A 23397-nucleotide genomic window follows, 5' to 3' on the forward strand; every position below is an offset into this window, starting at 1 on the left:
CCTCCTCCACTTCGAGGAGGTCCAGGAGGGCCTTGTTGCCTTCGTCGTGTTCGTGCTCGCCGTGCTCGACCTCTTCGTCGTCGATGTCCTTGTACGTCTTCAGCGCGGGGTAGACCTTGGCCTCCTCGGCCAGCGCGTGCGCGATCAGCAGATCCGCGAACTCTCGGAGCGCGGCGGCGCGGTCGGCTTCGACACTGCGCATCAGGTGGAACAGGTCCTCCATACGCCGGTGGTCCTGGAGGATGAGTTCGACGACGTCCTTGTTCTCGGCCATGGCTGGTCACCACTTTCATGTGAAGGGTCGGGGGCATTACCCCTTACCCTCCCAGCCGCGTTGATGACTCCCCGTTTACGTGGCCAGGACACCACTTCGGTGCCCCATCCGGTCGGGATCCTCCTCCTGCCTCACGCGGAGGAGGAGGGCGAAGGCGAGGTGTCTGAGGTGGGGGCGGAGTTCGGTAGGTCGTCGAGCCGGGCCGCATCGTCGGGGTGGGTAGTGGTGAGACGCAGCCGGGTGGCGCTGAGAGGACAGGTGAGTTCGGCGGGGTCGCCGAGTCCATCGCGCTCGCACCTCTGATTCGATCGCGCATCCAGGACGACTCGTCGCCTACCAGGGGACGACGCCCTCGTCGTTGAAGAACGCGCCGGACGGGCCGTCGTCCGGCAGCGTGGCGAGCCGGATCGCCGTGGCCGCGCCCTGCTCCGGGGTGCGGTTCCCGAAGAATCCGGTGAAGTCGGTCGCGCACAGGCCGGGGCAGGCGGCGTTGATCAGGATGCCCGTGCCGGCGAACTGCCGGGCGTACTGCACGGTCACGGCGTTCAGGAACGCCTTCGACGGCGCGTAGGCCGCCATGATCGCTCCGAGCTCGATATCCGGGTCGGCCTGCCGGGTGATGGAGCCGAGGCTGCTGGAGATGTTGACGATGCGCGGCGAGGACGAGCGGCGCAGCAGCGGGAGCATTGCGTTCGTCACCCGGATGACGCCGATGACGTTGGTCTCCAGGACCGTGCGGACCAGGTCGAGGTCGAGGGTCGTCGGATCCTGCACCCAGCCCGGACCCATCTCTCCGGAGACGCCCGCGTTGTTGACCAGCACGTCCAGCCGTCCGGCCTCACGTTCGATCAGCTCCGCGGCGTCGGCGACGCTCTGGTCGCCGGTCACCTCCAGCGGCACGCCGAACGCCTCGGCCCCGGCGGCGCGCAGCTTCTCGACGGCGCTCTCGAGCCGGGCCGCGTCGCGCGCTCCAACGGCCACGCGGTAGCCGAGGGCTCCGAGCCCGGAGGCGATCGCGTAGCCGATTCCCTTGTTCGCACCGGTGACCAGCGCGATCTTCGTTTCGCTCATGCCGTCCATGCTCGCTCCCAGGTGAACGCATCGGCCAACACCGATCGGGTTCCCTGTGATACCTAGTAGGTATCACAGGGGTACGCTGTCACGGTGGACATCCTGGAGACTCGCGAGCTGAAGTACTTCGTGGCCGTCGCCGAGGAGCTGCACTTCGGCCGGGCCGCCGAACGCCTGGGCATGGCCCAGCCACCGCTGTCGCGGGCGATCCAGCAGCTCGAACGGCGTCTCGGCGTCCGCCTCCTGGAACGCAACCGCCGCGGAGTCGCGCTGACCGATTCCGGAGAGGTGCTGCTGCACGAGGGCCGCGCGACGCTCGACGCGGCCACCGCCGCCGCACGCCGCACCCGCCGCGCAGGAGGAACGGACAACCTGAGCGGTGAGCGTACGCGTCTGGTGCTGGCGGTGAAGACCGCCGCGGCTCACGAACTCCTGCAAAGGCTCCTCGACGCCTACGCGGCCGAGCCCGACGCCGCCGAGGTCGAGGTCCTGCAGTGCGGCATGTGCGACCAGGAGGCACGGCTGCGCGACGGCAGCGCCGACGTCGCGCTCATGCACGTGCCGTTCAACTCCCTCGCAGGGTTCGACAGCGAGGAGCTCATGACCGAGAACCAGTTCGCCGTTCTGCCCGCCGGCCACCCCCTGGCCGCGCGCAAGACCTTGTCTCTGGCCGACATCGGCAACGTCCCAGACCTTCCACCGGCGCGTTGGCCCCGTCACGGCGTCTACGCGCCCGGCCCCGGTCCCGAGATCCGCGATCAGACGCAGTTGGCGCAACTGGTCGCCCTGGGACGCACCGTCGCCGTCGTGCCGGATTCCGCGCGCGCCTGGCTGTGGTCCGAGCACGCCGCCGTCCCCCTGACCGACGCGCCCCCTGTCGTCACCCACATCGCCTGGCCCGCGCACAGCCGCTCACCAGCCCTGGCCGGCCTGGTCAGGACCGCCGTGCAGCTCGCGTCCTCCCGATAGCCGTCGGTGGGAGCGGACGGTTCCTACCACCTGGCGCGAAGCCTGGTCAGGCCGCACTGGTCTCCTCGCGTTTCGACGAGCACGCCTGTGTCGAAGCGAGCCCCGGCCCGAACGAGGGCGACCGGGTGGGGTGCGTTGACGGCGCGCCGGCGGTCCCGGGTGGACTCGATGAGCTTGAACGCCATGGCCAGGGCGGCCGGGCGGGACCCAGCGCCGCGGGTGACGACCTCGTTTGCCATCTTCTCCCGGGCTCTGCGCGACTGACCCGTGACAGCGAACCTGGACCGATGGCCATCGAAGGTGGACCGGTCACCGAATCCGCCGCCGGCTGGATCGGCCGACAGGTCGGGTTCCGGGTGGGGCAGTCGGAGGGAATGGGCCCTTGGCCCCGTGTGGAGTGCTTCCGAACGGATATCCATATGCCGCCGGTCGCCCGCAGAGAGCGACCGGCGGGCAGCCCTGGCGGAACCCCCGTCCGGCCCTCCACAGCATCATCCACAGCAAAGGACGCACATCGTGGGCATCATCGCCTGGATTCTCATCGGCCTCATCGCGGGTGCCATCGCCAAGGCACTCACCCCCGGCAAGGACCCGGGCGGCTGCCTCGTCACGATGCTCATCGGCATCGTCGGCGGTCTGCTCGGCGGCTGGCTCGGCAAGGTGATCTTCGGCGTGCACTCCATCAACGGCTTCTTCCACCTCTCGACGTGGGTCGCCGCGATCGTCGGATCGGTGATCGTGCTCCTGCTGTACCGCCTCTTCACCGGTCAGCGTTCACGCTGACCGCGACCGGCGACCTCCGCCGGGCCTTCGTGTTCGAACGGGCGGATCGCCAAGACCGAGCACCTGCTGCGCGTGCTCGACCCGGTGGACGGCGCCTACCGCAGGCAGATGAACCGGCAGCTCACCATCCACCAGGCGTACCGCGACGACATGGACGACCAGCTCGGCGTGCGGGGCTGGCGCGGCGGTCCGCCGGCCTTCGCTTCAGCGACCGGCGGCGGCCGGGGCGGTCGCGCGGACCGGGGTGTCGTGCAGGCTCAGGTCCAGGTGACCGCGACCGTCTGGACGGCTGCCAGATGTGTCGATGCGGATCATCGGCCCCGGTCGCGGTGGGCGGCGACGCGGACGCGGGTTCCGCAACGGGTCGAGCAGTAGCGCTGCGGGGTGCGGCGGCCCGTGTCGATGAAGTCGCGGCCGCATCCAGGGGCGGCGCAGCGGCCCCATGCGCAGTAGCCGCGTTCGCTGAGCCAGACCGAGGTGGTGGCCTTGCCCACTCGAAGGAGCCTCGATGGCCGAATCGCACACGCCCGTACTGGTCGTCGGGGGCGGACCCGTCGGGCTGGCCCTGTCCTGCTTGCTCTCGGATCAGGGCGTGAACCACATGCTGATCGAGTCCCACCCCGGCACCTCCCGCCACCCCAAGGCCCGGGGCGTCTCGGCCCGGTCCATGGAGATCTTCCGGCGGCTCGGGCTGGAGAAGGAGGTCCGCGCGGCGGGGCTGCCGGCCGAGCAGGTCCGTTTCTACCGGGGCCGTGACCTCGTGGACCCCGACTACGTCCGCAACGGTCTCGCCCAGGAGCCCGGCGAGGGCCCCGAGCCGTCGCCCGGCCTCATCTGCCCCCAGGACGCCCTGGAGCCGCTGCTGCTGCGCCGCGCCGCAGAACGGGCCGGCTCCCGTATCCGGTTCGCCGCCCGTCTGGTCTCCTTCGAGGACGACGGCCTCGGCGTACGAGCTGTCGTCGAGGACCGGGCCACGGGCCGTCTGGACCACCTGAGGGCGGACTGGCTCGTCGGCTGCGACGGCGCCGCGAGCACCGTCCGCAGACCCGACGACCCTTCCGGCCCTCGTACGGCGCGTACTCGCGGACCGGTGACTCCCGCCGGAACGGCGCGTCCAGTCAACCCGCGCAGTCCGGGTGTTCACGACGGCCCGAATCCCATCGGATCGCAGCCCACCGCCTGACAGGACCTCGTCCTGGACAAGGCCGGGATCGAGGACCCGGTCGCCTTCGAGGATGACCCGGGCACCTCCAGCCGCCTGCACCCTCGTCAGCGCCCAGAGTTCGGCGAACCGCTCACCTACGCACGGCCGGGCGACACCGTGCACATCTCCGAGATGTTCCGCCTCGTACGCGGCAACCAGCACATCCTCGACGTGCTCGACGTCCTGCACCGCGACCGTCTCGCCCTGCGCGCCGCCGAGGCAAAGGGCGGCCGCCGCCCCGCCGAGGCAAAGGGCGGCCGCCGCCCCGCCGAGGCAAAGGGCGGCCGCCGCCCCGCCGTGGCGGCCGATGACGTGCGCACCGCGTACCTGGAAGGACGCTCCATCGCCGCTCGCGCCCGCGACCACGGCGTCAGCCGCGGCGCGATCCGCACCGCCGTCGCCGACCTCCGGCCCGACCACACCGCCATCGAGGCGGAGGCTCCCGCGCCGGAGCCGCCGGTCACCCTCGAGGGGCCGCCACCGAGGCGCCGCAGCGTGCTGACGGTCTGGCACTGGACGCCCGGCATGCCGAAGCCCGCGCCTTGGCTCCTTGGGCTGTTCGCCACGGAGGCCGGCGCGGTCAGGAGGTCGTGCCCGTCTCCCCGCCAGGAGCGTTGTTGTCGGATGTGCGGGGTACGCACCACCATGCGAGACCTGCGGCGGTCAGGTAGGCGAGTGCGCCGATGGCCATGCTGACGCGGAGTCCCTGACCGTAGGTGGTGGCGGTGGCGAGCAGGGTGCCGCCGAGTGCCACGCCGGTGGCGCTGCCGATCTGGCGGGTGGTGTTGAAGAGGGCGGAAGCGGTTCCCGAATACGCGGGAGGTGCGGCACCCATCACCGTGGAGGTTGTGCCGGTGAGGGCGAAGGAGGTGCCGAATCCTGCTGCCATCATGGGGGCGATGAGCAGCGCGTAGGCAGGGTGGGCTCCGGCTGCGGTCCAGCCGGCCAGGCCCGTGGCGGCCAGGAGCATGCCGGTGATCACCAGGGGCCGGTCTCCGGTACGGCGGGCCAGCCGTCCGGACAGGACGGAGGCGAACATCGTCATCGTCACGGCAGGGAGCAGTGCCGCCCCGGTGTCGAGTGCGCTGAAGCCGCGCTGGTGCTCGAAGTACAGGCTGGCGGTGAAGACCATGGCGTAGAAGCCGAAGTTGAACAGCAGGCCGATGACGGCGCCGCCGACCAGAGCACGTGAGCGCAGCAGGCTCGGCGGCACGGCGGGAGAGCCGACCAGCCGTTCTCGGACCACGAACGCGACGGTTGCCAGCACGGACAGGCTCACCCCGGTGAGGACCGCCGGAGCGGTCCACCCGCGTCGTCCGGCCTCGTTGAGTGCGGCCGTCAGCAAGGCCACCGCCGTCACGACCGCGCACTGCGCGGGCCGGTCGACGGCACGGGAGGCCAGCCGGGGGGAAGACTCCACATGACGCAGCGTCAGTACGAGGCACGCGATGCCGACGGGCAGGTTGATCAGGAACACCCACCGCCAGCCCGCGGTGGAGACCAGCAGCCCGCCCAGCAGCGGCCCGGCGGAGGCCGCGACGCCGGCCACGGACCCCCACAGGCCGAACGCCCGCGAACGAGCAGCCGGCACCGGATACGCCTGCTCGAGCAGGGCCAGCGAACCGGGCACGATCAACGCCGCCCCCAGTCCTTCCACCAGGCGGGCCGCGGTCAGGAAAGGAGCGTTCGGCGCGAGAGCGCAGGCGGCGGAGGATGCCGTGAACACGACCACGCCCGCGCAGAAGACCCGGCGATTGCCCCACTGGTCACCCAGGGCGCCGCCCAGCAGCAGGAAACCGGCGAAGACCAGGGTGTATCCGTCGGCGATCCACTGGATGCCCGTGACGGAAGCCGACATCTCCCGGCCGATCACCGGCACCGCGACGCTGATGACCGTCACGTCCAGGATCACCATGAAGTACCCGGCGCATACGGCAAGCAGCGGAACCAAGGACCGCGCCCCGTTCCGCCTGCTTGGTCGACCAGAGGAGGCGGATGCTCCGCCGGCCGGCTCCGCGAACGCCATGTCCTCAACTCCGTCCCCGTTCACCTGCGCCTGCAGCAAAAAGCACAGTACGGGGAAAGTAGGACATAAGCCCCAGGCCGCAGCCATCCGCTGAACCGGTGTGGAGCGCTCTGGACGCCAACCTGGGGGCCGTGGCCACCGGCGGGCGGCGGCCATCCCTTCCAGGGCCCAGCCATCTCGCCGACGACGGTGCGGTGCGGGCCGCGCGCTTCCACCTGGCTGTACCTCGCGCTCCGCGGGGGCCTGCAGGACGGCACTCCCAGTGGCCCTTTCCGCCGGTCAGCAGGCGGCCAACCAGTCCCACGTCAGGATCCGCGCCTCCGTCGAGCAGGACATGGCCACCCTCAAGCCCTGGCGGCTTAGGCGTTGCTCCACCCGGTTGTGCTGGAATACGAGTCCAGCAGGTCCACCACGAAGACCAGGGTCGAACCCGCCGGGATCAACGGCGAAGGCGACTGATCGCCGTAACCGAGACGCGGGGGAACGATGATCTCGCGCCGACCGCCGACCTTCATCCCCCTCACCCCCCGGTCCCAGCCCTTGATGACCTTGCCGCTGCCCAGAGCGAACTTGAACGGCTGACCGCGGTCCCAGGAGGCATCGAACTCCTTCCCGGACTCGAAGGTCACCCCGACGTAGTGGACCCTGACCACCATGCCCGGCTTCACCTCGGCTCCGTCCCCGACGACCAGGTCCCGGATGGTCAGCTCGGTAGGAGCGTCACCCTCCGGAACTTCGACCTCGGGCTTGATCAGTTCGCTCATGGCAGCCTCATCACTATCAGCCGGAAACTGTCGCACGGACGACCGGTCGGCCACACGGACACTCCGTGCAGCAGAAGGTCACGCTACCGAGAAGGCCCGTCCCCGGAGCACGTTGGATCCGGCGGCCCGGACCGTCAGCCTGGCACAGCGTGGAGTCCGCTTGGACACCCGAAGACGGGGCAGCAGGGTAGGGCAGCCCGCCCTTGCGGCTGGGCAGCGAGTGCCCTGGCCCGGGGCCATCAGCTTGGGAAGCGACGGCGCTTGGGGAGCCAGGTAGCCTCTGACCTGGGCATATATCTCTGGTGCGGCGGCCGACGGTGCAGGATCGCGCTGCTGTTGACCGTGGTTGACCGCTCCTGAGGGCACGCCAGGGGCACGCCGGTGACCCGGAATCGCGGGAAGCCCCTCGCCGCGGGTCAAGGGGCGTCGAGCCTTGGAGGCGGGTGCGGGCCCGAAGGGCCGCCGTCGCAGGAGCACAGTTCCGTACCGGCAGGCCGTGCAGGGACCTGCCGGAGCGCAATGACCGACGAGGCCCGCGCCCTCAGGGAAGGGTCACTCGGTGCGGGCGGGACGGTGAGCGTCCTTGTCCGGGAAGAGGGCTGCGGCCACGTGCCGGGTGTCGGCGTATTCGATGACGGAGGCGATCCTGCCGTCGCGGACCGTGTAGATGCCGAGGCAGCGGTTGTCGTATGCGTCGCCCCGCGCGGTCGTGGCCCTGGCGGTCCATTCGGCCACCACGCGGTCGCCCTCGGCGATGGTGCCGACCAGTTCGATGTCCAGGGTGCCGGGGACGAAGGCGGGTCCCATGCCGCCGAGGAAATCGTTGATGATCGCGTCGCGTCCGTGCCACACCTTGGAGATGGGCAGGTCGCCCGGGTAGTGCCAGGTCGCGTCCGCGTGGAAGCTGTCGTGGATGACCTCGCCGTCGCCGTCGCGGACGGCCTCGACATAGCGGATGACGACGGCCCTGGGGTCGCTGGTGGTCATGATTCTGCTCCTTCGGGCGGTCCTGCCGCCGGTCGTTTCGGTGAGGTTCAGGACAGGGTGAGGACGGCTTTGCCGCGGATGTGGCGGTCGCGCAGATCGGCGAGGACGGTCGCGGTGTCGGCCCAGTCGGTGACACGGCCGAGCTCGGGGTGCAGTCGGCCTTCGGCGGTCAGCCGGACGAGCACCGCCAGATCGTCGTCGAGGCGGCTGTCCGCGTCGAGGTAGTGGAAATGACGGATGGTGGCCGATTCGGGTCCGGTGAAGAAGTCGAAGAAGTCGAGCGTCGCCGCCGTGCGGCTGGCCTGTCCGAACCAGATCACCGTGCCGCGCCTGGCGAGCCGCGCGAGCGCGAGGGAGAGTGCCGGTCCGCCGGTCGACTCCAGCACGATGTCGTAGGGGCCCTGAGCGTCGGTGACGTGGTGGACGACATCGGTGGCGCCGAGTTCCGCGAGCCGTGCGCCGCGCTCGACGTTCCTGGTCACGGCGGTGACCTGGGCCCCGGCGGCGGTCGCGAGCTCGGTGACGAAGTGGCCGACGCCCCCGGAAGCGCCCGTCAGCAGGATCCGTCGTCCTCGCACAGGTCCGGCGGCGCGCAGCAGCCGCAGCGCGGTGAGCCCCGCAAGCGGCAGCGCCGCGCCCTGGACCGCGCAGACGCCGTCCGGCAGTTCGGCGAGCGCGTCGGTCGGCACGGCCACGTGCTCCGCCCAGCCGCCTGCCATGGGGTGGCCGACGACCCGGGTGGCCCCGGATGGCCCGCTGCCGTCGGCGGCCGGCTGCACCACCAGCCCCGCGATGTCCTTGCCCGGCCGGTCGCCGGAAGCGGGCTTCTCCGGCTTGAACGTCTCGCCCCGGTTGACGGAGAAGGCTTCGACCTTCACCAGCACTTCGTCGGGGAGAGGCGTCGGCTCCGCGACATCGGCGAGCGCGACTGGCTCGGAGGGGTCTCCGGTCGGTATGAAAGCCTTCATCGTGATCATCCCCTGGGTGGCGGTGTCTTCGGAGACCATCCGATCGGGCGGAGCGGGGGCTCGGCCAACAACGAATCCAACTGGCCGACAACTCCCGGTTGTCGCATAAGGTCAACGGCATGGACCTCGATCTCGCGCTGGTCCGCGCCTTTGTCGCGACAGCCCGGACCCTGCACTTCGGGAGGGCCGCCGAAGAGCTGGGCACCAGCCAGCAGGCGCTGTCCAAGCGCATAGTGCGGCTGGAGAAGCTGCTGTCCGTGCAGCTGTTCGGGCGCCAGGGCGGGGTCCGGCTGAGCGAGGCGGGGGAGCGGTTCCTGCCGGCCGCGCGCGAGGCGCTCGCCGCGGGCGATCGCGCGATCGCGGCGGTGACGGGCGTCGGACCGGTGGTACGGATCGACGCCTGGGGGCATCTGTACGCGCCGATGCGCACGGTCGCCGACGCGGTACAGGCACTCGGCCCGGTGCGGTGGGAGCCGAGTCCGGGACGGGACTGGCCGTCGGTGGCGGAGGCGTTGCTGCGCGGCGACACCGATCTGGGATTCGGCCGGGTGCACCCGCTCCCCGACGACCGGGACACGGACCTCACCCAGCGGCTGGTACGGCTGGAGCCCGTCGACGCGGTCGTCGGCCCGTCCCACCCACTGGGTGCCGCCGACGTACTGCGCCCTGCGGACCTGCGCGACAGCGTGCTGTGGTGTCCGGCGGAACTGACCCGCCTCGACTTCCTGCGCCACTTCGCCGACGAATTCCGGATACCGCGCCGGCACGACGGCCCCAACCTGGGCCTGGACCATCTTGTGCGGCACATCCGTACCGAGCCCGACGCCTTCACCCTCTTCCCCGCCGACGCGCCGCTGCCGGACCACGCGGGCCTGCGCTGCATCCCTCTCGTCGCCCCGACACCGCTGTACGCGTGGTCGCTGGCCTGGCGCGAGTCCTCCCGCCACCCCGGACTCGACACCGTGCTACGAGGCTTCACCGAAGCCGGCCGCACCCGGCGCTGGCTGGACTACACACCGCAGCGTGACTGGCTCCCCGACATCGACCACCCCAAACTCACGGTTCACGAGCCACCGGTCGCCGGCACGGGCGTGCCGATGCCGGTCCGACGTCCGCCACCGCGGACAAGCCCATGACGAGTGGCGCCGCCACGGTGACGGACGTCGGCGTCTGCTCGGAACTCCTGACCTCTCGCCGAGACGAGGGGGTGAGGGGAACCGAACTCGCGCTCTCAGCTTGGGAAGCCAAGGCTGTGTCGGGGCGGGAACCCTGCCGAGCTGCGGTCGAGTGGCATCGACGATCGACGGCAGCGGGGTTGGTTCCCCGCTGTTCCCCGTCGTTCTCCGCCCTGTCTGGCACGTGTCCGGCACGAGCTGCGATGGGTGCAGCTCGTTTCGAGGGACGCCTGGCGAGGGAAACGTACGCCGTGCCGTCTTCGCGCCGTCCGCCCCATGCCGTTCGGCGCCTGACAGGCAGATCGGTATTGCGGCGCGGGCGCGGCCGTCAGCCGCCGAACGCCGAGGTGATCTGCCCGCCGCACGGCCGCTGCGGGCGTTACTGCCACCGCGAGCCGGTTGCGATGGCCCGCAGTCGGGCCGGTGTCAGGATCGGCGTAGCCCTGCCCCGCAGAGCTGAAGGGAGGAGGTGCGTCGAACGGACCGTGTTCGAGGGACTCGACCCGGAACCGGAAGAGGTGGCGCACAGGAGCAGCTGACGTCGCACGCGACTTCGACTTCCCGTCTGGCCGTTCGTGCAGACACCCGCTGGCTTCGTCAGCTTCCCCGATTTGCCCCGCATCCCGGTGCCAGGCCGTGCACCTCACCGATCTGCCGGGTGGCGACCGGGCCGGCGGCCTCGGCCTCCGCCCGCTCGTCGGCGAGCTGCTCGCTCATCCGATGCGGCTTGCAGGGCATGCGCAAGGAGGCGCACGGATACTGTGTGTTCGGCATGTACTGTGGGCTACGGGGCCAGTACGAGGCGGAACTGCCAGCTGCGGCCGAGCATGTGGGGGAAGTGAGGGTGGATCACGAACTCGCCTCGTTCAGCGCGGAGTTAGGCGCCCATCGCAAGCGAGCCGGGCTCACTCAAAAGCAGCTCGCCGACCAAGCGGGGGTCAGCGTCCGTACGGTCCGTGCGATCGAGTGCGGTCAGGTCCGCCGCCCTCACACCTCGTCGTTGCGGATGCTCGGCTTGGTGCTCGGCCTGGAGGGACCCGGCGAGCCTGCCAGGGCGGCATGCCAGGTCGAGGTGCTCGGACCGCTCGTGGTGCGGCGCGACGGTCAGGTCGTGCAGGCGGGTGGGATGAAGCAGCGCAGTCTGCTCGCTGTGCTCGCGCTGCGGTGCAACGACATCGTGTCCCAGGCGGAGATCATCGACGTGCTGTGGGGGGACAGTCCTCCGGCTACGTGCCGCGAGTTGCTCTACGGCTACGTCTCGCGGCTGCGGAGAGCGCTCGGCGGCGAACGTATCGAGGCGCGGTCGGGCTCCGGTTACCGGCTCGTCGCGGACATTCATGAGCTCGACGTCCTGAGGTTCGACGATCTGGTCGCCGCGGGTGACCGGGAAGCCGCACTCAGATCCTGGCGTGGCGCCGTGCTCGCCGACCTGCCCGATCCGGTGCGAAAGCTTCCTCGCGCCCTCGCGTTGACCGAACAGAGGCTTGCCACAGGGATCGCCCACGCGGATGCGTTGATCGCCGCCGGCGCCCACGGCGGCGCGGTGCCGGTGCTGCGCGCGCTGGTGGCCGATGAGCCGTTGCACGAGGAGTTGTCTGCACGGCTGATGGTGGCGCTCGCAGGTTGCGGGCAGCAGGGTGTCGCACTGGAGCTGTACGAGTCGCTGAGGAACAGGCTCTCAACCGAGCTCGGCGTCTCACCAGGAGCCGGCCTGCGCCAAGCACATCTGCGGGTGCTGCGGCAGGAGGTACCCGCCGCCGGGGCACTACGGCAGCTGCCGGCTCCGCCGCACGGGGTTCACCGGGCGCGCCTCCCAGCTCGCGGCACTGGACCACGCCCGCGACGCCGGCACCATGATCGCCGCGATCGGCGGTGCGGGCGGCACGGGCAAGACGTGGCTCGCGCTGACTTGGGCTCACCACAACTCCGCGCGATTCCCCGACGGCCAGTTATACGTCAACCTGCGCGGCTACGACCCGGCATCGCCGCCGTTGACGGTCGAGACGGCACTGCACGGCTTCCTGCGGGCACTCGGCGTGGACCCCACCGCGGTGCCGCCGGACATCGACGGCATGGCCGCGCTCTACCGCAGCCTGCTCGCCGAGCGGAAGGTGCTGGTGCTGCTGGACAACGCTCGCGATGCCGGCCACGTGACCCCGTTGCTGCCCAGTGGCACGGGGAGCGCGGTCTTGGTCACCAGCCGCAGCGGACTGCCGGAGCTCGTCGCCACCCGCGGCGCCTGGCCGATCACGCTTGACCCACTGACCGGCTTCGAAGCACGCGACCTGCTCGCCTACCGCCTCGGCGTGCCCAGGCTCGCGGCGGAGCCGGACGCTGTCGCGGCCGTTCTGCACTGGTGTTCTGGACTGCCGTTGGCGCTCGGCATCGTGATCGCCCGCGCCACCAAGGCATCGCTGACCGGGCTCGCAGTCGAACTGAGCAGTGCGCACACCAGGCTGAGCGCACTCGACGCGGGCGCTCCTCCGGCGAATCTGCGCGTTGTTCTCGACACCTCCCACGCGGCGCTGTCCTCCGCTGCGGCGCGGTTGTTCCGCCAGCTGGCGATCACGCCGGGTCCGGACATCGGGACACGGGCCGCCATCGCCGTCGCAGGCCCCGGCGCGCCGGTTCTGCTGCGTGAGCTGGCCAATGCCCACCTCGTCGACGAACACGTGCCCGATCGCTATCGCATGCACGACCTGGTGCGGCTCCATGCGGCGGAGAAGTGCGGGGAGGCCGAACGCGACAGCGCCCTCAGCCAGACAGTCGAGCACTACCTGCACAGTGCCCTCGCCTGCGCCGAGGTGATGGGCCATCACCGCCTGCCCTCTGTCGACCGGCTGCCCGCGCCGGGGAGCAACCCGTACCGACCGGGCGACATGACTGCGGCGCTGGCCTGGACCGAGGCGGAACACGCGGCGCTGACAGCCGTCGTCGATCTTCAGCTGCCTGGCGTGAGCTGGCAACTGCCCAAAGCGCTCGCTGTCTACCACTGGCGGTACGGACGGCTGCGTGACCACATGGCCATGTGGACCACCGCTCGCGAGGTGGCCGAACGCATCGGCGACGTGCCGGCGCTCGTCCAAGCCGACACCAGCTTGGGCGACAGCCACGCGACGCTCGGCGACTTCCCGACCGCGCTGCCCCACCTCGAACGTGCCGTGGCGCTGGCGGCCCAACTCGGCGACCTCGCGGCGGAGGCGGACGCGCACAACGCGCTGGCGTGGGCGTGGGAAGGCAGGCGGAATCACCGCAAGGCTCTCGATCACGCCCGTGCGGCATTCACCGGGTACCAGGCGTTGGGCAAACCTCACCTGGAAGCCGACATGCTCAACTGCGTCGGCTGGTGTCTGATCAGGCTGGGCCGCCGAGAGGAGGGCCGCGCCTGGTGCGACATGGCCCTGGCCCTGTGTGAGGAACACGGGCACCGCGATGGCGCCGCGCACACGTTGCGCAGCCTCGGCGAACTCGAGCTGGAAACCGGGAGGTACCAGGAGGCGGTACGCCGCCTGCAGATCGCGAGCGACCTGTTCGCACTGCTGCAGCACAGCTTTGCGCAGGCGGGCGTGCTGGCCCGTCTTGGCGAAGCAGCGCACGCGCTCGGGCGCGACGACCTCGCCCGCAGCTCGTGGGAGCGGGCGCTGGGACTGTACCGGGCACAACACCGAGAGGCGCCGGCGACCAGAGTGCTCAGCCGGCTGGCGTCCCTCTCCTGAGTCCGTCGCCGAACTCATCGCCGTGGGACAGGTGAGTTTCACGCAGAAATGAAACACGTGATAGCGACCGGCATTCGTTGGCAGACTCGTTGTGCAGCAAGAAAATCAACAAGGGGGAAATTCGCAATGTCCATGGTGAAACGAGTAGTGACGGCGGTCGTTGCGACCGGCGCCGCAGTGGTGAGCGCGTCCGGTGGAGCCGCGGCCCAGCCATCCACCGGGCAGGCCTCCAGTGCAGCGGTGACCTGCATCGGCACGTCGTTCTCCGTCAAGCTGTCCACGAACCAGGCCATCTGCAACAGTGGGTACTCCCTGGTCATGCAGGACAACGGTGATCTCGTGCTCCGCCGCTCGAACGGAAGTGCCTGTTACGCCAGCGGTACGCGGGCCCCCGGCGACGCCACGGCCACCTTCCACGGCGGCTGGGATGTCCAACCCTATGTCGACATCGACAGCGTCTCCCAGGGTTTCCGCGGCCGGATCTGGGGGGCCAACCGCCTCCCCGCGGTGGGCACGAACGCGAACGTGAACAACAAGGGCGAGTTCTGGATCGGTTACAGGAAGATCGGCTATTGCTGATCGGGGCACACCTGCTGCGGGGACGGCTGCCGTCCCCGCAGCAGGTCCGTCCCCAGCGACGTGACCGCATGGAACACGACGTTGGCCTCGCGCCTGCTCACCACCAACCCCGCACGCCTCAGCACAGTGAGGTGCTGGCTGGCCGAAGAGGCCAGAATCCCCGCACGGCGGGCGAGTTCACTCGTACTGCCGCCGTCCGCGGCTGCTTCCAGCACCGCAGTCCTGCTGCGCCCCAGCAGACCGGGCAGCGCCTCATCCCGTGCGAAGCCGAGAGTACGTGTGATCGGGAGCACCAGCACCGGCGTATCTTCCTGACGCACCAACGTAATTGGTGTTCCGTCACAGAAGTACGACGGAACCAGCAGCAATCCCCGGCCTTCCAGGCTGAGCTCCCGCTCCACCGGGTAGTCGACGGCCAATGTCAACGTCGAGCCGGACCATCGCATCCGCGGTGAGAGACGGCCGAGCATCCCCTCCGCACCACCGTCAGCGAGCAACGAGGCCGCACGGGCACGTTCAGCGGCGACCTCGTCCCGCACGGTCCGCCAGAACGGCCCGACGGCCACCCTGTGATAGCCCACCAGTGCCTCACCGAGATGTCGAACCGCGCCTGACCTGCCCTCGGCCAACGGCCGCAACGAGGCAGTGACACCATGACCGACCGCCAGCAAGCCGACATCGCGGCGGAGCCGTGACACTGACGTGTCCAACACCGGAGCCACCGCCTCCACAGGATCGGTCGAGCATCCGTACGGCGTCAGGAAGTCCGGAATGTACCCATGCGGCGGAACGAGTGCACGCAGCAGACCCAGGTCAGGCGTCAGCTTGCGCGCGATGGCGTGGCGCCACCACGCGCCGGCGGAACCGGCGGCACCACGCTGAAGCCAATGCAGACTGAGTACCGTCTCCCACATCAGCGCCGGGCCCGCGGCCAATCGAACCCGGCCCAAATCGAGCGCGGTGAAGCGGATGCGCAACATGATCGCTTCGAGTCCCCCATGTCGTCATCGACGGCGGCCCGGACGTCACCGGAGCCGGCTTTGGACTGCGATCAGACGCAGTCGGGCGGCGTGAAGCTCGATTCCCTGTCGGTCGCGTTGTAGATGACTCCACGATTACAGCCAGGGCCCACCCATGTCGGCCACGTCTGGTAATAGGTGTTTCCTGCGTACATCCAGATGTCAGGCGACGTAAACGTCTGGTTGGCAGGGTTCACCCACTCGAGATGCCCGTAGACCGGCGTGCCCGCCTTCTTCTGGTAGGAGACCCGGATGCTCCCCTGCTGGTTCACCGGCGTGATGCTGATGCACAGTTGCCCGTTCCTCAGAGCCGTGCATGCCGGGTTTGCCGCTACACCTACCGAACCGGACCCGGCGGCCTGGGCCACCCCTCCGGACATCGCCATCAGAGACAGCGAAACAACCGCAACAAGGCTCGCTTTGTTCTTCATGCCGAACAACGCTACCTAGGTTGGTTTGCCGAAAACCTGCCGAAGTTCCGCCCGGTGAACAGGCGCTATTCGTGACCTCAGCGGCAGAACTGCCGCTGGTGCCGCGGGATCGAGGACAAGAAGGCCCCGTCACCCCAAGGATTCTCCTCTTCCGGACGACCTGCTCGGCCACGGGGGAGTTCGTCTCGCTCGGCCCCCACCTCGAACAGTTGCTCGGCCGGCTGTAGCTGTTCCTCGAGTCTGTCCAACTCGGCACGTCGCGCGGCGATCCGCTCCAGCACTTCGGGGTCCACCATGCGCCGGAGGGTAGAAGCGGCCGGGGCGACGAAGGGCGGGATGGAGCAACCGGATTGCCGACCGCAGAAGCCGTCCTCCGCGTCCTGCCCGAGCAGACCGTGGCAACGCCGCCGCAATTCCTCACCCGCCGGGCACGCTCATCGGCGGCTTCGGAGCCACCAGCACGCGCGCGAAGGCCATCACGCAGAACCTCGGCATTCCCGTTCCCGCTCCCGCAGGCGGCACCGTCGACATCTCCGCCCGTCTCTCGGAGAGGAGCTGACCGTGGCCGTGCTGCGGGTGGCTCCGCCCTCGGACACCACGGCCACGACGCGCTCCGGTGCGGCCGGGTTGGCTGCATCGCGGGACGATGGCAAAGGCAGTGACGCTGTCCCCCATTCCCCTGCCCCCCCCGTGACGGGGGTATGGGTCCGGGCCTGCGGCCGTGAACCCTGCCGGACCCGCCTCAGAGGCACATCTGAGGTTTCGCGGGGCCTGGCGGGCGACGACCCGGGGCAGGCCCTTCGGCGAAACAACGGCCGTAGGCCCGCACCGCCGTGGTTTCCCCGGTCCACGGCCCGTGACGGCCGTGATCGGTGGTTCAGCGGTCGGGTGCGGGACCGTAGCGTCCTGCACATGGACAACAGCGCTTCCTTCGCCGGTCCCCGCGGGACCGGGACGGTCCGCCCCGCCGAGCCGCACGACCTGCCCGCGGTGGCCGCACTGTGCACGGACCACGCCGCCTTCGAGCGGTCCGCTCCCGTACCCGCCGACCTCGCGACCCGTCTGGCACCCGTGCTGTTCGCGGAGGAACCCGGCGCCTGGTGCCTGGTCGCCGACCGCGGCGGCGAAGTGATCGGCTACGCGACCTGGTCGCTGGAGTTCTCCACCTGGCGAGCAGGTGTGTACGCCCACATGGACTGCCTGTTCGTGGCCGAGTCCTACCGCGGGGAGGGCTGGGGACGGGCACTGCTCGATGCCGTACGGCGGGACGCGCAGGGCCATGGCGTTCGGGAGGTGCAGTGGCAGACGCCGGAATGGAACGCCGACGCCATCGGCTTCTATCGCCGGGCGGGTGCCCGGGGGGCCGCCAAGGTGCGCTTCTCGCTCGCGCTCGGGCCCCCCGGGGCTCAGCAGCCGCAGTCGCCCGCGACGGGGGCGGCCAGGGGGTCGGGGTCGTGGCGCGCCGGGCCCTGCCAGGACTCGTAGGTGAAGCCCTCGCGTACCCAGTACTCGAATCCGCCGAGCATCTCCTTGACCTGGTAGCCGAGTTCGGCGAGGGCGAGGGCGGCTCGCGCGGCGCCGTTGCAGGCTGGTCCCCAGCAGTAGGTGACGACGGGCACGGACTTATCGAGCAGGTCCCCGGCCTGTGCCGCGATGAGCGCGGTGGGCAGATGGACCGCGCCCGGGACGCGCCCCTGGTCCCAGGACTCGGTGGAACGGGAGTCGAGTACCACGAACCCGGGGGCGCCGCCGGCCGCGAGCGCGGCGGCGACGTCGGACACATCGGCGTGGAAGCGGAGCGAGGCGCGGCAGTGGGCGGCGGCCTCGGCGGGGGCCGCCGGGGCGACGCGCAGGACGGGGTTCGCGACAGTCGTGGTCGTGGTGGTCATGGAACGCGGGCCTTTCCTGGATTCCTGACACCGGGCGACTCCGCCCGGTTCCTGTCTACGACCACGAATCGCCGTCCTCCTGGCCACCGTCGGCGACGGCACCGGATTCCCCACCGCCGCCCACCTCGCCTCCTACGCCGGCCTCGCCCCCACAACCAAGTCATCGGGGACCTCGATCCACGGCGAACACGCACCACGAGGCGGAAACCGGCAGCTCAAACGCGCGATGTTCCTCTCTGCCTTCGCCTGCATGAACGCCGACCCCGCCTCCCGCACCTACTACGACCGGCAAAGAGCCCGCGGCAAAACCCACACTCAGGCGCTCCTGCGGCTTGCCCGCCAGCGCATCAGCGTCCTGTTCGCCATGCTCCGAGACGGCAGCTTCTACGAGTCCAGAACCCCCACAGTCACCCTCGCCGCGTGACTTTCGCAAACACCCGCATACCAGGCACCACGTCCTTGACGAACGACATAGAGACACCCCCCCCCGGGCGCGGGGACGACTCGGTGGAGCCGGACCCGATCCACCCCGCCATCGAGCTACCCCGCGGACGCGGGGACGACCGTCCATCGGGTCTCGACTCCTTGTGCGCGGGGGAGCTACCCCCGCAGGCGCGAGGAGGACTCCTACCTGCACTCCCTGGTCCAGGCGATGCCTACGGCCGCGAACGCCGGCGAGCTACCCCCGGAGGCGCCGGGACGACTTGCGCGCAGCGCCAGGTCTGCTGGACAGGGGGTAAAATCGGCGACGCGAACGGTACCTACTAGGTACCATCGACTGTATGCCGTCACTGAATGTGTCCTTCACCGACGAAGAGCTTGAGGGCGTGCGGGCTGCGGCCGCCGCGGAGGGTAAGAGCCTGAAGCAGTACCTGCATGACCTAGGCGTCCGTGAAATGCAGCGCAAGCAGTTCATCGCCGGCGCCGCGCGATGGGCCGACAGGCTGCGCGACGAGTTCGACGAGGCCTTCCCCGACGAGGTGCCCCCTGCTCAGCGGGGTAACGGAGCCGCTGCAGCCTGATGCACCTCAACATCGATGTCTCCTGGCTCCTCGACGTCCAGGAGACCGCGCTCGGTCATGACGATCTCAGCGTCTCGGACTACTCCGCCCTGGTCGCCGCGGTCGCCCGCCACAAGACCCGGCTCCCCACCCTCGCCGCCGCCGACCCTGACACGGCCTGGCGCGCAGCGGCCCTGATGCACACCATCGTGCGCTTGGAACCGCTTCCGCACCGCAACAGCCTGTACGCGGCGTTCATCGCAGCTCAGTACATGGATCAATCCGGCGAAGGCATGGATCCGCCTTACGGCGCCCTCTCCGACCTCGTCCGCAAGGTCCGCGACACCCGCATCAGCGTGCAGGACGTCGCGGACCAACTGCGGAACTGGAAGCTGTAGTGCGGGGAGCAGACCGCTGGCGCCATCGGCGGTCTGCTCATCGTGGGACCACCCCCTGGGCGCTTGCCCAGCGCCCAGGATCAGTCGCGGGGAGGACCGGGCTCCCGGGTCCTGGTCATCGGCGGGGAGGGACCTCTCACCGCCGTCCAGGAACGAAGCCTGGAACCGGTCAGGGCCGCGGACGACGACCATGTCCGCGTACTGCAGGGATATGCGCCGACCGTTGGCTGGACCGAGCTCGTCGAAGCCGGCTACGCGGTCGGCCGGGGCGTGCACGGAGCAGCGGCCCAGCTGTGGGATGGACCGGTGCGAGCAGTAGGCAGGTATCAGTGCGGAATGACGGGGCAGACCGCATGCCGTCGGCCGTTCCCGGCAGGTGGCAGCGGGGGAATCGAGTTGTGGGAGGGGATCAGTATGGCGCTTCTGAGCGTGACGGCGACAAGCACGCGGACGGCTGAGCTGCCGGAGGTCGCTGATCCCTCCCGGGTGGCGCCGAAGGATGCCCGTGAGCTGTCGCGGTTGTTCTTCGTACAGCTACGCGCGGAACACGCTGATCGAGATGAACTCGTCCGCTATGCGGCCGGCCGGTACCGCAGCCGCGGGGCGGAGGAGATGGAGGACATCGTCCAGGTCGGCATGAACGGTCTGATCAAGGCGATCGACCGGTTCCACCTGTCCCGTGAGGTCGAGTTCACCTCCTTCGCCATCCCTTACATCGTCGGCGAGATCAAGCGGTTCTTCCGCGACACCACCTGGGCGGTCCACGTCCCGCGCCGGCTCCAGGAAGCCCGCGTCCAACTCGCCCGCGCCACGGACGAGCTCCACAGGCGCCTGGGCCGCACCCCGACGGTGAAGGAGCTGTCGGAGTTGATGAGCCTGTCCGAGGACGAGGTGCGCGAGGCTCGTCTCGCCTCGAACGGCTACAGCTCCGCCTCCCTCGACGCCGTACTCGGCGGCGGTGACGACGGTGAGAGCGCCCTGCAGGACTTCATCGGTGCCGAGGACGAGGCGCTGGATCTGGTGGAGAACTTGCACGCTCTGGCGCCGCTGCTCGCCGGGCTCGACGAGCGGGACCGGCAGATCATCCACATGCGGTTTGTGGAGGAGTTCACCCAGGCACAGATCGCAGGAGCGCCTGAGCGTCTCGCAGATGCATGTCTCCCGGCTGCTCTCCCGCTGCCTGGCCCGCCTGCGGGAAGGCTGCTCACCAACCGCTGAGAGAGCGCCCTGGGCGCGACGGGCTCCTTCGGCCTGCCCCTGGGCTGATGGCAGTGGCGCTGTTCCGGTGACCAGACCTCTGTGATCCGCAACACGGATCCCGCTTGGGGGCTGTCCATGTCTGTTCAAGCTGAGCCGAGTTGGCCTCGTGCCTCTGTGTGGGTGTCGTGTGGGACAGGGATGGCTTCGCGGCCGGGGCGGAATGGTGGGCGGGAGCTGCGAGACTGCCTGCATGGATATCGGCCGCAGGAACAACGTCCGCGTCATCGGTAACCCGCGGGGGCGGACGGTGGTGCTGGCTCACGGGTTCGGCTGTGATCAGAACATGTGGCGGCTGACGGTGCCGGCCCTGGTCGAGGAGTACCGGGTGGTGCTGTTCGACTACGTGGGATCGGGCCGCGCGGACCCTTCCGCGTTCTCGGAGGACCGCTACGCCTCGCTGGAGGGCTACGCCCGGGACGTGGCGGAGGTACTCGAGGCGTTCGACCTGCACGACGCGGTGTTCGTGGGTCATTCCGTCAGCGCGATGATCGGGGTGCTGGCCGCCGGGATGACCCCGGAGCGCATCGGGGCTCTCGTGATGGTCGCCCCCTCTCCCCGGTACGTCGACGACGACGGCTACCGGGGCGGGTTCAGCGCCGAGGACATCGACGAGCTGCTGGCGTCCCTGGAGTCGAACTACCTGGGCTGGTCCTCGGTGATGGCACCCGTCATCATGGGCAATCCGGAGCGGCCCGAGCTCGGTGAGGAGCTGACGAACAGCTTCTGCGCCACCGACCCGGACATGGCGCGCGTCTTCGCCCGCACCACGTTCCTCTCGGACTCCCGGGACACCCTGAAGACCGTGCGGGTGCCGACGCTGGTGCTGGAATGCACACAGGACGTCATCGCCCCGCGGGAGGTCGGAGCCTTCGTCCACCAGGCGATCCCCGGCGCGGTGCTGGTCACTCTGGACGCGACCGGGCACTGCCCGCACCTGTCCGCGCCCGAGGTCACCAACGAAGCGATCCACGGCTTCCTGACGAGCCTGTGATGATGTGCCGCCCCGGGCAGCAGTCCGACCCGCAGGACGCCGACGACGGCCGAACCGCGGAGGCGGGGGCGTTCGCGGCGCTGCTGGAGGACAGCGCCGAGGAACTGTACGAGAACGCCCCGTGCGGCTACCTCTCCACCCTGATGGACGGCACCATCGCGAAGATCAACACCACTCTGCTGGACTGGCTCGGTCTCGAGCGGGAGGCGGCGGTGGGCCGGATACGGTTCACCGACCTGCTCACCGTGGGCGGTAAGCTCTACCACGAGACGCACTTCGCGCCGCTGCTGCGGATGCGGGGCGAGATCAGCGGCATAGCCCTTGAGATCAGGAAGACCGACGGCGAACGCATGCCGGTTCTGGTGTCCTCCGTGGTCAAGCACGGCAGCACCGGCGAGCCGCTGCTGATCCGCACCACGGTCTTCGACGCACGGGACCGCCGCGCCTACGAGGAAGAGCTCCTGCGCGGCCGGAAGGCCGCCGAGGAGGCACGCAGGCAAGCCGAGGCGGACCGTGCGCGGCTGCAGGACGCCCTCGCCGTGCTCCAGCAATCCCTGCTGCCCGCCGCCCTGCCGCCGATCCCCGGAATGGAGACGGCCGCCCACTACCACACCGCATCCCCCGACCAACTCGGCGGCGACTTCTACGACGTCTTCCCCATCGACGCCAGACGCTTCGCCTTCTTCCTCGGCGACGTGTGCGGCAAAGGCCCCCAGGCCGCCGCGGTCACCTCACTGACCCGCCACACCCTGCGCGCCGCCGCCATGCACAACTCCGACCCCGTCGCGGCCCTCTCCACCCTCAACACAGTGCTCCACGAGCGCTACGCCAGCGGCGGCGACCCCCGCTACTGCACCACCGTCCTCGGCACCCTCGAACCGGACCCCACCACGGGGAACGTCGCCGTCCACCTCGCTTCGGGCGGCCACCCCCCGGCCCTCGTCGTGCGGGCGGACGGCACAGCCGGCTTCCTGCCCACCCCCGGCGGACTCCTCGTCGGCATCCTGCCCACAGCGCCCTTCTCCACCGCCGCCACCACCCTCGCCCCCGGCGACACCTTGCTGCTCTACACCGACGGCATCACCGAGGCCCGCACCGGCGAGGACCTCACCACCCTCTTCGGGGACGAGGCACTGCTCGCCTTCGCCGCTCACCATGCTGGCCGATCCCCGCACGCTGTGATCGACGCCCTGTCCGGCCTGCTCCACAGCTTCGGCGACGGACTCGATGACGACACCGCCCTCCTCGCCCTCGGCGTGCCCGCCCCCGGACCCAGGAACAGCACCCCCGCATGAGCCCGCTGACGATCACCACCCGAGACGCCGCAACCGGTCCCGTCCTGGAGATCAGCGGCGAACTCGACCACACCACCGCCCCCGAGCTGCGCGAGGCGTGCACCGCGATCACCCTCCGGCCGGGCCAGCGCCTCGTCCTGGACCTGGCAGGCATGACGTTCTGCGACTCCAGCGGCATCACCGCCCTGATCGCCGCCCGCAATCACGCCCTCGCCGCCCAGGCGGACATCGCCCTCGCGGCCGTCCCGCCCCACACCCTGCGCGTCCTGCGCATCGTCGGCCTCGACCAGGTCTTCCCGATCCACCCCGACAGCCACACGGCCACCCAGTCCTGATTCCCGTGGCTCTCCGCCCTTGAGGCGGACTCGTATGAAGCATGAAGCATGAGGCATCGGGCAGCGCCGTCTCGTGGAGGCGGCCGACGGAACACACAAGACGGGGGCCTCCCCGGAACAACTCCGGGAAAGCCCTCGCCGAGAAGGAGCGTCAGCGCGATGGTGACCTGACAGCACGCACCGCTTTTGTGGGGGGCCCGGCCGTCGCGACGGCCCGGCGCCCCCCCGAATGGCGCGGGAGCAAATGACGAAGCGAGGGCGT

General features: G+C 70.0%; 25 protein-coding genes and 5 pseudogenes. 18 read left to right on the top strand and 12 right to left on the bottom strand.

The annotated features are described in order from the left end of the window. Together AB0C59_RS33790 and AB0C59_RS33795 are read right to left on the bottom strand one after the other, a co-directional pair. The coding region (locus tag AB0C59_RS33790) for a hemerythrin domain-containing protein (protein ID WP_363011499.1) at positions 1-274 on the bottom strand (274 nt) is incomplete at its 3' end. Positions 275-607: 333 nt separating this feature from the next. Continuing rightward, positions 608-1345: an SDR family oxidoreductase gene (locus AB0C59_RS33795; RefSeq protein ID WP_363011501.1), complete on the bottom strand. Its 738-nt coding sequence runs from the start codon at positions 1343-1345 to the stop codon at positions 608-610. A gap of 93 nt (positions 1346-1438) precedes the next feature. On the opposite strand from AB0C59_RS33795, the gene AB0C59_RS33800 reads away from it, so the two are divergent. Beyond that, a complete protein-coding gene (locus tag AB0C59_RS33800; RefSeq protein ID WP_363011503.1) occupies positions 1439-2314 on the top strand; it encodes a LysR family transcriptional regulator in 876 nt (291 codons plus the stop codon). Between the two features lie 23 nt (positions 2315-2337). On the opposite strand, the pseudogene AB0C59_RS33805 reads toward AB0C59_RS33800, so the two are convergent. Further along, positions 2338-2538 (bottom strand): annotated as a pseudogene (locus AB0C59_RS33805) (IS256 family transposase); the annotation flags it as partial. A 292-nt stretch (positions 2539-2830) separates the two neighbouring features. Between AB0C59_RS33805 and AB0C59_RS33810 the strand changes: the two are divergent. Both AB0C59_RS33810 and AB0C59_RS33815 read left to right on the top strand, forming a co-directional pair. Next, positions 2831-3097, top strand: coding sequence for a GlsB/YeaQ/YmgE family stress response membrane protein (locus AB0C59_RS33810; protein ID WP_363011505.1), 267 nt, complete (start codon positions 2831-2833; stop codon positions 3095-3097). 72 nt (positions 3098-3169) lie between these two features. Next, entirely contained in the window at positions 3170-3472 is a 303-nt protein-coding gene (locus AB0C59_RS33815; protein ID WP_363011547.1) for a hypothetical protein, read from the top strand. On the opposite strand, the gene AB0C59_RS33820 is transcribed toward AB0C59_RS33815, so the two are convergent. Then, positions 3409-3591: a CGNR zinc finger domain-containing protein gene (locus AB0C59_RS33820; RefSeq protein WP_363011507.1), complete on the bottom strand. Its 183-nt coding sequence runs from the start codon at positions 3589-3591 to the stop codon at positions 3409-3411. The genes AB0C59_RS33815 and AB0C59_RS33820 overlap by 64 nt on opposite strands. A gap of 14 nt (positions 3592-3605) precedes the next feature. Here AB0C59_RS33820 and AB0C59_RS33825 point away from each other — a divergent pair, with 14 nt between their 5' ends. Together AB0C59_RS33825 and AB0C59_RS33830 are read left to right on the top strand one after the other, a co-directional pair. Then, positions 3606-4280, top strand: coding sequence for an FAD-dependent monooxygenase (locus AB0C59_RS33825; RefSeq protein WP_363011509.1), 675 nt, complete (start codon positions 3606-3608; stop codon positions 4278-4280). A 75-nt stretch (positions 4281-4355) separates the two neighbouring features. Continuing rightward, positions 4356-4997 carry a hypothetical protein gene (locus AB0C59_RS33830; protein WP_363011543.1) on the top strand — a complete coding sequence of 214 codons (642 nt, stop codon included), beginning with the start codon at positions 4356-4358 and terminating at the stop codon, positions 4995-4997. Here AB0C59_RS33830 and AB0C59_RS33835 read toward each other — a convergent pair. Continuing rightward, positions 4882-6252 carry an MFS transporter gene (locus tag AB0C59_RS33835; protein ID WP_363011511.1) on the bottom strand — a complete coding sequence of 457 codons (1371 nt, stop codon included), beginning with the start codon at positions 6250-6252 and terminating at the stop codon, positions 4882-4884. The two genes, AB0C59_RS33830 and AB0C59_RS33835, sit on opposite strands and share 116 nt — an antisense overlap. A 343-nt stretch (positions 6253-6595) precedes the next feature. Here AB0C59_RS33835 and AB0C59_RS33840 point away from each other — a divergent pair. Continuing rightward, positions 6596-6703: pseudogene (locus tag AB0C59_RS33840) on the top strand (IS5/IS1182 family transposase); the annotation flags it as partial. On the opposite strand, the gene AB0C59_RS33845 reads toward AB0C59_RS33840, so the two are convergent. From AB0C59_RS33845 to AB0C59_RS33855, 3 genes are all read right to left on the bottom strand, one after another. After that, complete coding sequence (locus AB0C59_RS33845) at positions 6687-7091, bottom strand: FKBP-type peptidyl-prolyl cis-trans isomerase (RefSeq protein WP_363011513.1); 405 nt, start codon at positions 7089-7091, stop codon at positions 6687-6689. The pseudogene AB0C59_RS33840 and the gene AB0C59_RS33845 sit on opposite strands and share 17 nt — an antisense overlap. Positions 7092-7643: 552 nt before the next feature. Next, complete coding sequence (locus AB0C59_RS33850; protein WP_363011515.1) at positions 7644-8078, bottom strand: nuclear transport factor 2 family protein; 435 nt, start codon at positions 8076-8078, stop codon at positions 7644-7646. 47 nt (positions 8079-8125) lie between these two features. After that, complete coding sequence (locus AB0C59_RS33855; RefSeq protein WP_363011517.1) at positions 8126-9046, bottom strand: zinc-binding dehydrogenase; 921 nt, start codon at positions 9044-9046, stop codon at positions 8126-8128. Positions 9047-9165: 119 nt separating this feature from the next. Here AB0C59_RS33855 and AB0C59_RS33860 point away from each other — a divergent pair, with 119 nt between their 5' ends. The 4 genes and pseudogenes from AB0C59_RS33860 (at position 9166) to AB0C59_RS33875 (ending at position 14516) form a co-directional block, all read left to right on the top strand. Continuing rightward, entirely contained in the window at positions 9166-10182 is a 1017-nt protein-coding gene (locus tag AB0C59_RS33860; protein WP_363011519.1) for a LysR family transcriptional regulator, read from the top strand. 811 nt (positions 10183-10993) lie between these two features. Next, positions 10994-11899, top strand: a pseudogene (locus tag AB0C59_RS33865) (BTAD domain-containing putative transcriptional regulator); the annotation flags it as partial. 175 nt (positions 11900-12074) lie between these two features. Continuing rightward, positions 12075-13937: a tetratricopeptide repeat protein gene (locus AB0C59_RS33870; RefSeq protein ID WP_363011521.1), complete on the top strand. Its 1863-nt coding sequence runs from the start codon at positions 12075-12077 to the stop codon at positions 13935-13937. A 126-nt stretch (positions 13938-14063) separates the two neighbouring features. After that, positions 14064-14516, top strand: coding sequence for a hypothetical protein (locus AB0C59_RS33875; RefSeq protein WP_363011523.1), 453 nt, complete (start codon positions 14064-14066; stop codon positions 14514-14516). Here AB0C59_RS33875 and AB0C59_RS33880 read toward each other — a convergent pair. The 3 genes from AB0C59_RS33880 to AB0C59_RS33890 all read right to left on the bottom strand — a co-directional run bounded on the left by AB0C59_RS33880 (position 14507) and on the right by AB0C59_RS33890 (position 16262). After that, positions 14507-15496 (bottom strand): winged helix-turn-helix domain-containing protein, encoded by a 990-nt coding sequence (locus tag AB0C59_RS33880; RefSeq protein ID WP_363011525.1) that lies wholly within the window; start codon positions 15494-15496, stop codon positions 14507-14509. The genes AB0C59_RS33875 and AB0C59_RS33880 overlap by 10 nt on opposite strands. Positions 15497-15567: 71 nt before the next feature. Further along, positions 15568-15966 (bottom strand): hypothetical protein, encoded by a 399-nt coding sequence (locus AB0C59_RS33885; RefSeq protein WP_363011527.1) that lies wholly within the window; start codon positions 15964-15966, stop codon positions 15568-15570. A 77-nt stretch (positions 15967-16043) separates the two neighbouring features. Then, on the bottom strand, positions 16044-16262 hold the full coding sequence (locus AB0C59_RS33890) for a hypothetical protein (protein WP_363011529.1): 219 nt from the start codon (positions 16260-16262) through the stop codon (positions 16044-16046). A gap of 616 nt (positions 16263-16878) precedes the next feature. On the opposite strand from AB0C59_RS33890, the gene AB0C59_RS33895 reads away from it, so the two are divergent. Further along, positions 16879-17451, top strand: coding sequence for a GNAT family N-acetyltransferase (locus AB0C59_RS33895; protein ID WP_363011531.1), 573 nt, complete (start codon positions 16879-16881; stop codon positions 17449-17451). Here the strand turns inward: AB0C59_RS33895 and AB0C59_RS33900 are convergent. Further along, positions 17373-17855 (bottom strand): rhodanese-like domain-containing protein, encoded by a 483-nt coding sequence (locus AB0C59_RS33900; protein ID WP_363011533.1) that lies wholly within the window; start codon positions 17853-17855, stop codon positions 17373-17375. The genes AB0C59_RS33895 and AB0C59_RS33900 overlap by 79 nt on opposite strands. Positions 17856-17925: 70 nt before the next feature. On the opposite strand from AB0C59_RS33900, the pseudogene AB0C59_RS33905 reads away from it, so the two are divergent. From AB0C59_RS33905 to AB0C59_RS33935, 7 genes and pseudogenes are all read left to right on the top strand, one after another. Further along, positions 17926-18279, top strand: a pseudogene (locus AB0C59_RS33905) (transposase); the annotation flags it as partial. Positions 18280-18637: 358 nt separating this feature from the next. Then, entirely contained in the window at positions 18638-18877 is a 240-nt protein-coding gene (locus AB0C59_RS33910) for a hypothetical protein (protein ID WP_363011535.1), read from the top strand. Further along, positions 18877-19254, top strand: a complete 378-nt coding sequence (locus tag AB0C59_RS33915; protein WP_363011537.1) for a toxin Doc — start codon at positions 18877-18879, stop codon at positions 19252-19254. Before AB0C59_RS33910 ends, AB0C59_RS33915 begins: the two co-directional genes overlap by 1 nt. Before the next feature lie 414 nt (positions 19255-19668). Next, positions 19669-20455 (top strand): annotated as a pseudogene (locus AB0C59_RS33920) (SigB/SigF/SigG family RNA polymerase sigma factor); the annotation flags it as partial. Between the two features lie 249 nt (positions 20456-20704). Further along, positions 20705-21505: an alpha/beta hydrolase gene (locus AB0C59_RS33925; protein ID WP_363011539.1), complete on the top strand. Its 801-nt coding sequence runs from the start codon at positions 20705-20707 to the stop codon at positions 21503-21505. A gap of 2 nt (positions 21506-21507) precedes the next feature. Then, a complete protein-coding gene (locus tag AB0C59_RS33930) occupies positions 21508-22800 on the top strand; it encodes a SpoIIE family protein phosphatase (RefSeq protein WP_363011545.1) in 1293 nt (430 codons plus the stop codon). Continuing rightward, positions 22797-23135 (top strand): STAS domain-containing protein, encoded by a 339-nt coding sequence (locus AB0C59_RS33935; RefSeq protein WP_363011541.1) that lies wholly within the window; start codon positions 22797-22799, stop codon positions 23133-23135. The genes AB0C59_RS33930 and AB0C59_RS33935 overlap by 4 nt, the downstream gene beginning before the upstream one ends. Positions 23136-23397 lie beyond the last annotated feature (262 nt).

It is taken from the genome of Streptomyces sp. NPDC048664, from assembly GCF_040650555.1.
Lineage (GTDB): Bacteria > Actinomycetota > Actinomycetes > Streptomycetales > Streptomycetaceae > Streptomyces.